The 12,271-nt window shown below is 63.1% G+C and carries 13 protein-coding genes; 10 read left to right on the forward strand and 3 right to left on the reverse strand.

Annotated elements, in window-relative coordinates:
• Positions 1–7: 7 nt before the first annotated feature.
• Positions 8–1,126 carry a magnesium/cobalt transporter CorA gene (corA, locus tag T5B8_RS04610; protein WP_353176667.1) on the reverse strand — a complete coding sequence of 373 codons (1,119 nt, stop codon included), beginning with the start codon at positions 1,124–1,126 and terminating at the stop codon, positions 8–10.
• Between the two features lie 72 nt (positions 1,127–1,198).
• Positions 1,199–1,903, reverse strand: a complete 705-nt coding sequence (locus T5B8_RS04615) for a double zinc ribbon domain-containing protein (RefSeq protein ID WP_353176668.1) — start codon at positions 1,901–1,903, stop codon at positions 1,199–1,201.
• A gap of 68 nt (positions 1,904–1,971) precedes the next feature.
• Here T5B8_RS04615 and bioB point away from each other — a divergent pair, with 68 nt between their 5' ends.
• From bioB to T5B8_RS04655, 8 genes are all read left to right on the forward strand, one after another.
• Positions 1,972–3,033 carry a biotin synthase BioB gene (gene bioB / locus T5B8_RS04620; protein WP_353176670.1) on the forward strand — a complete coding sequence of 354 codons (1,062 nt, stop codon included), beginning with the start codon at positions 1,972–1,974 and terminating at the stop codon, positions 3,031–3,033.
• Entirely contained in the window at positions 3,030–4,220 is a 1,191-nt protein-coding gene (gene bioF / locus T5B8_RS04625) for an 8-amino-7-oxononanoate synthase (protein WP_353176672.1), read from the forward strand. The genes bioB and bioF overlap by 4 nt, the downstream gene beginning before the upstream one ends.
• Complete coding sequence (gene bioH / locus T5B8_RS04630; RefSeq protein ID WP_353176674.1) at positions 4,217–5,002, forward strand: pimeloyl-ACP methyl ester esterase BioH; 786 nt, start codon at positions 4,217–4,219, stop codon at positions 5,000–5,002. The genes bioF and bioH overlap by 4 nt, the downstream gene beginning before the upstream one ends.
• Positions 4,999–5,682 carry a dethiobiotin synthase gene (gene bioD / locus T5B8_RS04635; protein WP_353176676.1) on the forward strand — a complete coding sequence of 228 codons (684 nt, stop codon included), beginning with the start codon at positions 4,999–5,001 and terminating at the stop codon, positions 5,680–5,682. The genes bioH and bioD overlap by 4 nt, the downstream gene beginning before the upstream one ends.
• Positions 5,683–5,746: 64 nt before the next feature.
• Complete coding sequence (locus T5B8_RS04640; protein ID WP_353176677.1) at positions 5,747–6,265, forward strand: DUF2244 domain-containing protein; 519 nt, start codon at positions 5,747–5,749, stop codon at positions 6,263–6,265.
• A 9-nt stretch (positions 6,266–6,274) separates the two neighbouring features.
• Positions 6,275–7,705, forward strand: coding sequence for a cytochrome c oxidase subunit II (gene coxB, locus T5B8_RS04645; RefSeq protein WP_353176679.1), 1,431 nt, complete (start codon positions 6,275–6,277; stop codon positions 7,703–7,705).
• Between the two features lie 34 nt (positions 7,706–7,739).
• Entirely contained in the window at positions 7,740–9,371 is a 1,632-nt protein-coding gene (ctaD, locus tag T5B8_RS04650) for a cytochrome c oxidase subunit I (protein WP_353176680.1), read from the forward strand.
• 221 nt (positions 9,372–9,592) lie between these two features.
• On the forward strand, positions 9,593–10,471 hold the full coding sequence (locus tag T5B8_RS04655; protein WP_353176682.1) for a cytochrome c oxidase subunit 3: 879 nt from the start codon (positions 9,593–9,595) through the stop codon (positions 10,469–10,471).
• Positions 10,472–10,752: 281 nt separating this feature from the next.
• Here the strand turns inward: T5B8_RS04655 and T5B8_RS04660 are convergent, their stop codons facing one another.
• On the reverse strand, positions 10,753–10,959 hold the full coding sequence (locus tag T5B8_RS04660; RefSeq protein ID WP_353176683.1) for a twin transmembrane helix small protein: 207 nt from the start codon (positions 10,957–10,959) through the stop codon (positions 10,753–10,755).
• On the opposite strand from T5B8_RS04660, the gene T5B8_RS04665 reads away from it, so the two are divergent.
• Entirely contained in the window at positions 10,960–11,700 is a 741-nt protein-coding gene (locus T5B8_RS04665; RefSeq protein ID WP_353176685.1) for an SURF1 family protein, read from the forward strand.
• Positions 11,697–12,269, forward strand: a complete 573-nt coding sequence (locus T5B8_RS04670) for a redox-active disulfide-containing membrane protein (protein ID WP_353176687.1) — start codon at positions 11,697–11,699, stop codon at positions 12,267–12,269. Before T5B8_RS04665 ends, T5B8_RS04670 begins: the two co-directional genes overlap by 4 nt.
• Positions 12,270–12,271 lie beyond the last annotated feature (2 nt).

The raw sequence follows: 12,271 nt of genomic DNA on the forward strand, positions 1-12,271 counted from the left end.
GCAGACCCTATAGCCAGCGCTTGCGACGAAAGAAAATGAGCATGACCGTCACCAGTGCGCCCATTACGCCGAGTACGATCGGATAGCCATAGCGCCAGCCCAGTTCCGGCATGTTCCAGGGGCTGGCGGTGTTGAAGTTCATGCCATACAGACCGGCGATGAACGACAGCGGCATGAAGATCGTCGCAATCAGCGTGAGCATGCGCATGATCTCGTTCAGGCGCATCGAGGCCAGCGACAGATGGGTTTCCAGCAGGGCGCCCGTGGCGTCGTGATAGCTGTCGGCCAGATCGACCACGCGCCGGGCATGATCCTCCATGTCGCGGATATAGGGCCGGTTTTCGCTATGCACGACGGCATGTTCGCTGACCAGCCAGCGTTGAATGGTTTCATGCTGAGCACGCAGTGTCTTGCGCAACGTACTCAGCGCGCAGCGCAGATCGTGGATGACGCTAATCAGGTTATGGGTACGCGCTTCGAATATTTCGTCTTCCAGGCGCTCCAGGCGTTCGTCGTAGTCGGCCACCACGGCAAAACCGCTGTCCACCACCACGTCGGCCAGGGCATAGCCCAGATGATCAGCCTGGGCACGGCTACGCGCGGTGGCGATCGTATCGCCCATGGTTAACAGGCGTTCGCGTATCGGCGCGAAGATATCCTGGCCACCGGCATGAAAACTCAGTACGAATCCGGCGCCGATGAACAGGCTGATCTGCTGGATTTCCAGCGCCGCATCCAGATCCGTACGGGTGGGCGTGGCATGGGTGACGGGCAGCGCCAGGGTGATGAAGACCAGATCGGCATACGGGTCGAACTTGGGGCGCTGGCCGTGGTTGTGCACGTCTTCAAGCGCCAGCGGATGCAGATGGAATACCTCGCCCAGGCGGGCCAGGTCGGTGGTGCTGGGTTCGCCTTCGAAATGCAGCCAGCGCAGCGTAGCCGTTGGTTCGAGATGGGCGAGCGCGTTTTCGAGCGTGTCCGCGACATGCCCGCGGGCACCGTCCGGGCCACCGAAGGTCAGTGCATGAATGATCAGTGCCGGCGTTTCGACATCGCGCTTGCGCTCGATGAGCGCACCGGGGCGGGTGCCCGGCTTGGGATGATGAATACGGATATGACGCAGCATGGCGCAAAGCGTTCAATGCGCGCGCGCCGGCGTCAAGTCGCCCGTGTTACTGACGGTAGCCATTCATGCCATTCAGGCCCGGGCGACGGCATAGAGATCGACTCGTAGTGCACCGGCGCGCCGCAGACAGGCCGCCAGCGCGCGCGCCGTATGACCCGTGGTGACCACGTCATCGACGATCGCGACGTGCGCACCGGTCAGGTCGTGGTGGCATACAAAAGCATCGCGCACATTGGCCCGACGGGCGCTGGCGGCCAGCGTGCTCTGTCGCTGCGTGTTGCGGCCGCGTTGCACGGCGTGCACGGCCAGGGGCGTATCCAGCGGCCCGGCAATACGACGCGCGATGCGTTCGGCCTGATTGAAACCGCGCTCGCGCAAATTGCGCGCATGCAGCGGCACCGGTACCAGCCAATCGGGCCGGTCGAGATCGCTGGCGACGATACGCTCGGCCAGCAGATCTCCCAGTACGCGGGCATGGGGCATACGGGCATTGAATTTCAAGCGCGTGATCAGCCAGTCCACGGGCGCTCGGTAGTGCAGCGCGGCCAGCGCCTGTTCGGCCAGCGGGCGGCAACGACAATCCCGGCAAACGCGCTCGGTCGCGGCCGTCGGCATGGCCAACGCACAGTGGTGACAGGCGGCATCGAGCCAGGGCAGATCGGCCTGGCAGTCGGCGCACAGATCGTGGGTCAGCGGTGCGGCGCCATGACAGAGCACGCAGGCTGGGCCGAACAGATGTGTTTGTACGGTTTTTGACCACCTGTAAAGGAAAGACATTTTTCCGCCTTGACAGTGGGCCGCGCTTGGCCAAACCTTTCGTATCCCATTTGCTCGTCGATACTGCCATGACTCAAACCGCCGATGCCGCTGCTGTTCGCCACGATTGGCGTGCTGACGAGGTGCAAGCCTTGTTCGCACTGCCTTTCGCGGACCTGATCTATCGCGCCCAGAGCGCGCATCGGGCGCATTTCGATGCCAACGAGGTGCAGCTGTCGACGCTTATGTCGATCAAAACGGGTGCCTGTCCGGAAGACTGTGCCTACTGTCCGCAGAGCGTACGCTTCGATACCGGCCTCGAGCGCGAGGCGTTGTTGCCGCTGGAACAGGTCCGCGACGCGGCCCAGCGCGCGCGGGCCGCCGGGGCCACGCGCTTTTGCATGGGCGCGGCCTGGCGCAGCCCCAAGGATCGCGATCTGGAGAAAGTCATCGACATGGTCCAGGCGGTCAAGGACGAAGGGCTGGAAACCTGCGTGACGCTGGGCATGCTCAAGGCGCGCCAGGCCGAAAAACTCAAGGCCGCGGGGCTGGACTATTACAACCACAACCTCGATACCTCGCCGGAGTATTACCAGGACATCATCACTACACGCACCTACGAGGATCGCCTGGATACGCTCGGTCATGTGCGGGATGCGGGCATCAAGGTATGTTGTGGCGGCATTGTCGGCATGGGCGAAACGCCGCTGGATCGCGCCGAGCTGCTATGCCAGCTGGCGAACCTGCCCGAGCATCCGCAGAGCGTGCCGATCAACAATCTGGTGCAGGTCGAAGGCACGCCGCTACACGGCGTCGATCCGATCGACGAGCTGGATTTCGTGCGTACGATTGCCGTGGCCAAGATCATGATGCCGGCCTCCTATGTACGGCTTTCCGCCGGTCGCGAGCAGATGTCGGAGGCGACCCAGACGCTGTGTTTTCTGGCTGGCGCGAACTCGATTTTCTATGGCGATCAGCTACTGACCACGTCCAATCCCGCGCATCTCAAGGATCTGGCGCTGCTCGACAAGCTGGGCATGCAGCCCGAAGCCTCGCCCAAGTACAGCGATATCGACGCCGGCCACGCGCCGAGCGCCGATCGCGCGCCGCAGGGCGCACGTCAGCCAAGCGCAGCCGCCCGCGCCTCGTGAGTGCGACGCTGGCTGCCTATTGTGGCGAGCGCGTGGCCGCGGTACGCGCGGCCGAGCGCTTTCGCCGTCGACGCGTGATCGAAGGCGCGCATGCGCCGGTCGTGGTCGCCGACGGGCGCCGCTGTGTGAATTTCTGCAGCAACGATTATCTCGGCCTCGCCGCCGAGCCGGCGTTGGCACAGCGCATGGCCCGTGCCGGCGAGACGCTTGGCACGGGCAGCGCGGCTTCGCAGCTGGTTACCGGCCATAACGCCGAGCATGCCGCGCTGGAAGCCGAACTCGCGGACTGGGTGGGGCGCGAGCGCGCGCTGGTTTTTTCGACCGGCTATGCCGCCAACGTGGGTGTGCTCAGCGCGTTGATGACGCGTGGCGACCATATCGTGGCCGATGCGCTCAATCATGCCTCGTTGATCGATGGCGCACGCCTGTCGGGCGCGCACAAGCATGTTTATGCGCACGCCGATGCCGCCGATGCGGCCCGTAAACTGGATGACTGCGGTGCCGGCAATCGCCTGCTGGTCACCGATAGCGTGTTTTCGATGGATGGCGATACCGCGCCCTTAGCGGCGCTGGCTGATCATGCCGATAGTCACGGCGCCTGGCTAACCGTGGACGATGCCCACGGTCTGGGGGTGTTCGGCCGTGAGGGCGCAGGCCGGGTGGCCGAAGCCGGCCTGAACAGCCAGCGGGTTCCGCTGTTGCTGGCCACGCTCGGCAAATCGGTTGGCGCGGCCGGCGCGTTCGTCGCCGGTGACGAGGTGGTTATCGAGGCAATCCTGCAAAGCGCGCGCTCGCTGATCTTTTCTACCGCGCCGCCGCCGGCACTCGCCGCCGCGGCCCGACAAGGCGTGGCGATGGCACGGGCCGGTGATGATCGGCGGGTGCATCTCCTGGCCCTGATCGCGCGTTTTCGCGCCGGCGCGCGCGCGCTTGGTTTGCCGGTCAACGACTCGGATAGCCCTATTCAGCCGCTTATTCTCGGCGATGAAGCCCGGGCGCTGGCGGTTAGCGATGCGCTGCTGGCGCGCGGTTTTCTGGTCGGCGCCATTCGTCCGCCGACGGTCGCGCCGGGTAGCTCCCGGCTGCGTATCACCTTGACCGCCGGCCATAGCGAATCCCAGGTGGATGCGTTGTTGGACGCGCTCGCTGACGTGTTGGCCACGGCTGAAAGCCGGCGCAGCGCATGAGCCTGCATGTGCAAAGCGTGGGCACGCAGGGGCCCGATCTGGTGTTTTTGCACGGTTGGGGCCTGTCGGCAAGGATCTGGGAATCCCTGGCGGCGCGGCTGAAGACGCGTTTTCGTTGTCATCTGGTGGATCTACCCGGTCACGGCGAAAGCCCGCCCGGGCCGACCGGGCTCAATAACTGGGTCGACGCGGTCATGGAAACCGTCGAGCGGCCCGCGGTGTTTGTGGGCTGGTCGCTGGGCGGGCTGATCGCGCTTGGCGCGGCCCGCCGGTATCCCGATCGGGTGGAGGGGCTGGTGCTGGTGGCCACGCTCGCGCGCTTCATACGCGAGTCGGGTAACAACTACGGTATGAAGCCGCAGGCCATCGAGGCGACGCGGCGCGGCCTGAGTGAGGATTTTTCCACGACCTTGAGCGAGTTTCTGATGCAGCAGGTGCTGGGCGAGCCGGGCGCGGCACGGGCAGTGCGCAGCCTGCGCAACGATCTCATGGACCAGCCGCCGGCGCGCGATGCGCTGGAGCGGGGCCTGGATATTCTCTTCGAGGCCGATTTTCGCGCGGTATTGGCCGATATCGCGCAGCCGGCGCTGGTGATTGCGGGCGCGCGCGATCGCATGGCGCACCCCGACGGCATGGCCGCGCTGGCCCATGCCTTGCCCAATGCGGCGTTCTGGTGCGTCGAGCGCGCGGCCCATGCACCGTTCATTTCTCATGAAAAGCCGTTTGCCGATCGTCTGGCTGCCTTTGCGAGCGATTGCGCGGACGATAGCGAGCGCGCATGAGTGCGACCACGCTATTCGTGACCGGCACCGATACAGGGATCGGCAAGACCCGGGTGGCGGTTGCCTTGCTGAACGGGCTGCGCGCGGCCGGTTTTCGCGCGGTGGGCTATAAACCGGTCGCCAGCGGCTGCGAGGCGACGGCCGAAGGTTTGCGTAATGAGGACGCGCTGGCGCTTCAGGCCGCGAGCACGCCCGGCTGGGACTACAACGCCATCAATCCGATCGCGCTCGCCGAGCCGATCGCGCCGCATATCGCCGCTGCCGAGCAGGGCGTGACCATTGATACCGCCGTGCTGGATGCTGGCCACGCGCGTCTGGCCGCGGCCAGCGACTGGGTCGTGGTGGAGGGCGCGGGCGGCTGGCACGTGCCGCTCAACGCCGAAACCGACTTTGCCCAGTGGGTGGGCGCGCATCGCTGGCCCACGCTGCTGGTGGTGGGGATGCGCCTGGGCTGTGTCAATCATGCGCTGCTCAGCGCGCATGCAATCGCGCGCACGAACGCGCTGGCCGGCTGGGTCGCCAACCTGCTGCCCCCGCTGCAACCACGACTGGAAGCCAATATCGCTTGTCTGCAGCAGGCGATGCCGACGCCGCTGCGTGCGCGTCTGGCCTGTCATGCGCCGGCGGATACGCAGATGAATCCCCAGCCGTGGCTCGCGCGTATAAGCAGGTGTGAATGAAGGCTGAATCGTTTGCCAGCACAATAGCGCTTCGCATAAACTCTCGGCCGGAGGACACGGCGGGATGTCGAGCCGATACGAAACCACCGAACCGATGCGCCGCTTGGTCATTGCCCCGAACGGGTCGTTGTCGGTAGCGCAGGCACAGTGGTTTTTCATCGGCATGTGTGGCGTGTCGTTCGGTATCGCGGCTGTGCTGACGGTGTTCGGTCTATGGCTGATCTGGCCATTCGCCGGGCTGGAAATGGCCGCGCTTGGGGCAGGTCTCTACCTGAGTCTGCGCGACAACGGTTACCGTGAGGTCATATCGGTTTACGAGGATCGTATCGAGGTCGAAGCCGGCCTCAACGAGCCCGAACGGCGCTGGGAGTTTCCGCGTTTACTGACTCAGGTCCGGTTGAGTCCGGGCGTGTATCGGCATAGTCCGTCACGCTTGCTGCTGACCCGCCACGGCCATGGCTGTGAGCTGGGGCGCTGCCTGAGCGAACAAGAACGGGAGAAGGTCGCCCGACGCCTGAAAGCGTGGGTGACCGCGCCGCAACTATCGTCACAGCACGACGATGGTCGGCAACGTGTTTTATAGAGAGCGATTATGAATAAAATCAGCATTCTGTCTCGATCGGGCCTGGCCGTGCTTGGGGCGTTGGCCGTCTCGCCGGCGCATGCGGCGTGGACGCTCAACATGAACGAGGGCGTCACCGACCTGACGAGCAAGGTCTTCGGCCTTCACATGCTGATTTTCTGGATCTGCGTGGTCATTGGCATCGGCGTTTTCGGCGCGATGCTTTATTCGGTCATCGTGCATCGCAAATCGCGCGGCTTCGAGGCCTCGCATTTCCACGAATCCACGGTGGTCGAAATCGCCTGGACGATCGTGCCGTTCATTATTCTGATCGCGGTTGCCATCCCGGCAGCCGGCACGCTGTTACAGATCGAGGATTCGAGCGACCCCGACATGACGATCCGTGTGACGGGTCATCAGTGGCTGTGGGAATACGATTACGTCGACAGCAACGTGCATTTCTTCAGCCGCCTCGATCGTGACAGCGATCAGGCCCGTCAGCGCAACTCCGGTATCGATCCGAACACGGTCGACAACTACCTGCGTAACGTCGATAAACCGATGGTTGTGCCGGTGGATACCAAGGTGCGCCTGCTGCTGAGCGCCAGCGACGTAATCCACTCCTGGTGGGTGCCGGAACTGGGCGGCAAGAAAGACGCCATCCCCGGTTATATCAACGATATGTGGTTTCAGGCCAACGAAACTGGTGTCTACCGCGGTCAGTGCGCGGAGCTGTGCGGGCGCGGTCATGCCTTCATGCCGATCGTCGTGAAAGTGGTTTCGCAGGACGATTACGACGCCTGGGTACGTGAGCAGGGCGGCAATCCGAACCCGCAATCCGATCTGGCCACCGGCCAGCCCAGCACCAACCAGGCCAACGCGCAGGCCCAGACCTCGGCCGATGAAAGCGCGACCGCCGGCACGGCCACCGAAGCGCGTACCGAAGACGGCAGCACCAACGATCCGCAGGCGGCCGAGGAAAGCATCGTGGGCGTCGGCGAGTCCGACGACCAGGGCGGCGACAGCGCCGAACAGAAAGAAGCCGAAGCCTCGTCCGATCGTGGCTCGCCGAAGGTGCCGGACCCGGATCAGCAAGATCAGTCGTCGGCTGACGGCAACGATCAGCAGGACGATGCCGCGGCCGCAGGCGACGAAATGTCGCGCGACGAGTTGATGAGCCAGGGCAAGCAGGTGTACGGCAACCTCTGTGCAGCCTGTCATCAGCCGGATGGCAGCGGCATGTCGGCAGCGGGTTTCCCGGCCATGAAGGGCAGCGCGGTTGCCACCGGCGACGTCGATGCGCATATCGGCCAGGTTCTCAATGGCAAGGGCGCGATGCCACCGTACAAGGGGTCGCTCGACGATACGCAGATCGCGGCCGTCGTCACATACGAGCGCAACGCATTTGGTAACGATACCGGCGACGTGGTGCAGCCTTCCCAGGTTGCCGCGCAGCGATAAGTAGACCGTTCGCACGACGGTTCAGGAGTTTGCGATGAGCACTGTCAATCCGACTGATACCCACCACGATCATCACGATCACCACCACGGCCCGGTGACCCTGGCCGATGGCGTGTGGCCGTGGATGAAGCGCTGGATCGGTACCACCAACCATAAGGATCTGGGTACGCTGTACCTGATCTTTTCGTTCACCATGCTGTTCATCGGCGGGCTGATGTCGCTGGTGATTCGCGCCGAACTGTTCGCCCCCGGCATTCAGTTCGTCGACCCCGGCTTCTACAACGAAATGATCACCCTGCACGCACTGGTGATGATTTTCGGTGGCGTCATGCCGGCGTTCGTGGGTCTGGCCAACTGGATGGTGCCGATGATGATCGGCTGTTCCGATCTGGCGCTGCCACGCGTGAACAACTGGGGCTTCTGGATTCTGCCCTTTGCGTTCACCATGCTGCTGGGCACGCTGTTCGTCTCCGGTGGCGCGCCGGCTTCGGGCTGGACCATGTATCCGCCACTGGTCATGCAGACCGGTAATGCCTTGCCGCTGATGGTGTTCGCCATCCATCTGGCCGGTATTTCCTCGATTACCGGTGCGATCAACATCGTGGTCACCATCCTGAACATGCGCGCGCCGGATATGCCGCTGCTCAAGATGCCGCTGTTCGTGTGGACCTGGCTGATTACCGCCTATCTGCTGATCGCGGTGATGCCGGTGCTCGCCGGCGCGGTCACCATGATCCTGACCGACCACTTCTTCGGCACCACCTTCTTCGATGCCACCGGCGGCGGCGACCCGGTCCTGTTCCAGCATATCTTCTGGTTCTTCGGGCACCCCGAGGTCTACATCATGATTCTGCCGGCCTTCGGCATTGTCTCCACGATCATCCCGGCCTTTGCGCGCAAGCCGCTGTTCGGGCATGACTCGATGGTCTATGCCGTGGCCTCGATCGCGTTCCTGTCGTTCATCGTCTGGGCGCATCACATGTTCACCGTGGGCATGCCGGTATCGGCTGAACTGTTCTTCATGTTCGCGACCATGCTCATCGCCGTGCCCACGGGCGTGAAGGTCTTCAACTGGGTCGCCACCATGTGGCGCGGCTCGATGACCTTCGAAACACCGATGCTGTTTGCCCTGGGCTTCGTGGTGCTGTTCACCATCGGTGGCTTTTCGGGCCTGATGCTCGCGCTCACGCCGGTGGACTTCCAGTACCACGACTCCTACTTCGTGGTTGCGCACTTCCACTATGTGCTGGTGCCGGGCGCGATCTTCTCGATCATCGCCGCCATCTACTACTGGATTCCGAAGTGGACCGGCGTGATGTACAACGAAAAGCTCGGCCAGTTCCATTTCTGGTGGAGTGCGGTTTGGATCAACGTACTGTTCTTCCCGCAGCACTTCCTGGGTCTGGCCGGTATGCCGCGTCGTATTCCCGACTACGCCACCCAGTTCACCGATTTCAACGTGATCTCGTCGATCGGTGCGCTGATGTTCTTCCTCGGCCAGTTCGTGTTCATTTACAACATGATCATGTGCATGCGCGGCGCGGGTAAGAAAGCTACCGGCCGTGTCTGGGAAGGCGCGCGCGGTCTCGAATGGACGGTGCCGTCGCCGGCGCCGTACCACACCTTCGAGCAGCCGCCGAAGATCGACCCGCGTGAGCTGGCATAGCCGGACAGGGAGCGACAATGTCGCCTAAACGCAAGAATGCGGTGCTCGCGATTGCACTCGCGGGCATCGCCATCGGTGTTTATGTTGCCTTCTTCTTCGAGATGGCGGCACGCTAGCCGAGATAGTCAGGGGAGAGGGGGCGTATGCGTTATACGCCCTGCAACGGCCGGGCCCGAGTGACGGGCCGATGGCAGCAAGGATAGAAGCAAGGACCGATCGTTATGGCCACGCATACCAGCGAACACCACAAATATTACGTACCGGAACCGTCGCCGTGGCCGTTCATGCTCACGGTTGCCTTGTTCCTCATGCTGGGCAGTGCCGGGTTCTGGCTCAATGGCCACACGGGCGTCGCGCCCTATATGGCGGCGATCGGCCTGGCGATGGTTCTGGTGATGGTGTTCATCTGGTTTCGTGATGTGGTGCACGAAAACCGTACTGGCGCCTATGGCGTGCAGGAAGACCGCACCTATCGCTATGCGATGATGTGGTTCATCTTCTCGGAGGTCATGTTCTTCGCCGCGTTTTTCGGCGCGTTGTTCTATACCCGCATGATCGCGTTGCCCTGGCTCAACGGCGAGGGCGAGAAGTTCTTCACCAACGTCTATCTGTGGCCGCAGTTCGAAGGCGCCTGGCCGACCAACGGCCCCGGTAATATCGGTGGCGAGTTCGAAACGGTCAACGCCTGGCATCTGCCGCTATACAACACCATCCTGCTGCTGACCTCGTCGCTGACCATCACCTGGGCGCACTGGGGACTCAAGGAAGACAATCGCTGGAAGCTTTGCCTGGGGCTGGCTGCGACTGCCGCACTGGGCGCTGCCTTCCTGTATTTCCAGGCGTTCGAGTACTACGAGGCCTATGAGCATCTGGGCCTGACCCTGGGCTCGGGCATCTATGGTTCGACGTTCTTTCTGTTGACCGGTTTTCACGGCATGCACGTGACGCTGGGCACGATCATGCTCATCGTCATTCTTCTGCGTTGCCTGAAGGGACATTTCAGTTCGCACGACCACTTCGGGTTCGAAGCCGTGGCCTGGTACTGGCACTTTGTCGACGTGGTCTGGCTGGGCCTGTTTATCTTCGTTTACATCCTTTAAACGAACACCCGAGCCGATGGCAGCGCAGCCAGCAACGGCTGCGCCTGCATACAGATCAAGTCCGGTTTGCTATGAACGGCAGCGGCCACCCGCCGCCTGCCGGGTAGATCTCGTGAACGCGGCTCCGCGGTCCGACAACGGCGATTGACCGTTGCGCCGCCCGCGCTGTGATTGCTTGACCGATCGTCAAGACCCGTAAGAAACGGCCGCGAGCGATTTGGTATCCGGCTAGTCGGGCACGTAGCGGGCTTGCGCCGAGCCGGCGTTGACGTTGAACGTTGCTACTGGCCGAGGTTATGCGGTTGTACGATACCGGTCAGATAACCGATGACGAGCAGGGTGATCAGCAGTATTGACAGGGCGATTCGCCAGGTCAGCGCCTTGACCGTGCGTCGAGTATCGCCGGTATCACGTACCAGAGACATCAGCCCGTAGCCCAGGGCCGCGACGATGGCGATCAGGAACATGATGATGACTATCTTGACCATATGCGCTTAGGGCGCTATCGGTTCGCGCCCCCCTGGTGGGGATGGGTGATCGTGTGTGTGGGCGTTGCGGCGCTGTCGAGCCTGGGTGTGTGGCAGATCGACCGCGGCGAGAGCAAGCAGGCGATGCTAGCGCAGCGTCAGGCTGCGGGCAAAAGCCCGGCCCGGGATTTTGCAAGCGCAAGCCCTGCATCGCAGGCTGCCCCGCCCGAATACGGTGTTCGTTACACGCTGCGAGGGCGTTTGGATGCGCGGCATCAGGTTCTGTTCGATAACCAGGTTCGCAACGAACGTATCGGCTATCACGTATGGACGCCGTTGATTCTGGCCGATGGCCGGCGTGTGATGATCGATCGAGGCTGGATACCGCTGGGCCCCGGTGGGCGGGCAAAGCCCCCCGAGCCGGATGCGCCCGCCGGCGTGCTGACCATGACGGGTATGTGGCGTGATCTGCCCGAGCCGGGGATGCGTCTGGGTGGCGATTCGGCGTGCCGTCAGCAGGGCTGGCCGCGGGTGCTCAACTATCCGAACATCCAGCAGCTGCGCTGTCAGTACGATGGCCCCGTGGTCGACGGGCTGTTGCTGCTCGACGAGGCGGACCCGCGCGGCTTTGCACGCGATTGGCAGGCCCAGTTCGATCAGATGCCGCCGATTCGGCACTTCGGCTACGCGTTGCAGTGGTTCGCCATGGCCTTCGCGGTGGTCGTGATTTTCGTGGTTCTCAATGTAAGGCGTATCCGATGACGACACAGACCCGCCAGCGTCTGAAGCTTCTGGGCGTGATCATGGTCTTTGTAGGCCCGCTGGCGCTGGCCTATCTGCTCTATTACGGCCTGTCGTACGGTGGGCCGGGCACCAATGGCGGGACGTTGATCGACCCGGCCATGCGCGTTCCGGATGTCATGCTCACCGACAGCGAGGGTGCCCAGACGCCCAGCGGCCAGTTGTTGGAGCAGAAATGGACGATTCTGCAGGTCGCGCCCGGCGGCTGCGATACGGCCTGCGAGACCTCGCTCAAGGAAACGCGCCAGATCCGCGCGCTGCTGCATCGCCGCGCCACGCGCGTGCAACGCGTGCTGTTGACCGATGCCCAGCCGTTGCCGGCGATGCCCGAACAGCCGGACCTGAGTCTCTACCGCGCACCGCTGGAAGATTTTCGTGATCTGTTCGAAAGCCAGGATGCGATGACGCCCGGCACGGTTTATCTGATCGATCCCCTGGGTAACTGGATGCTTTACTATCCGCCCGGCGGCGATGGCTCGGCGTTGTTCAAAGACGTCAAGCACCTGCTCAAGCTCTCCCATATCGGCTAGAC

It is taken from the genome of Salinisphaera sp. T5B8 (assembly GCF_040361255.1).
In the GTDB taxonomy this organism is placed as follows: domain Bacteria; phylum Pseudomonadota; class Gammaproteobacteria; order Nevskiales; family Salinisphaeraceae; genus Salinisphaera.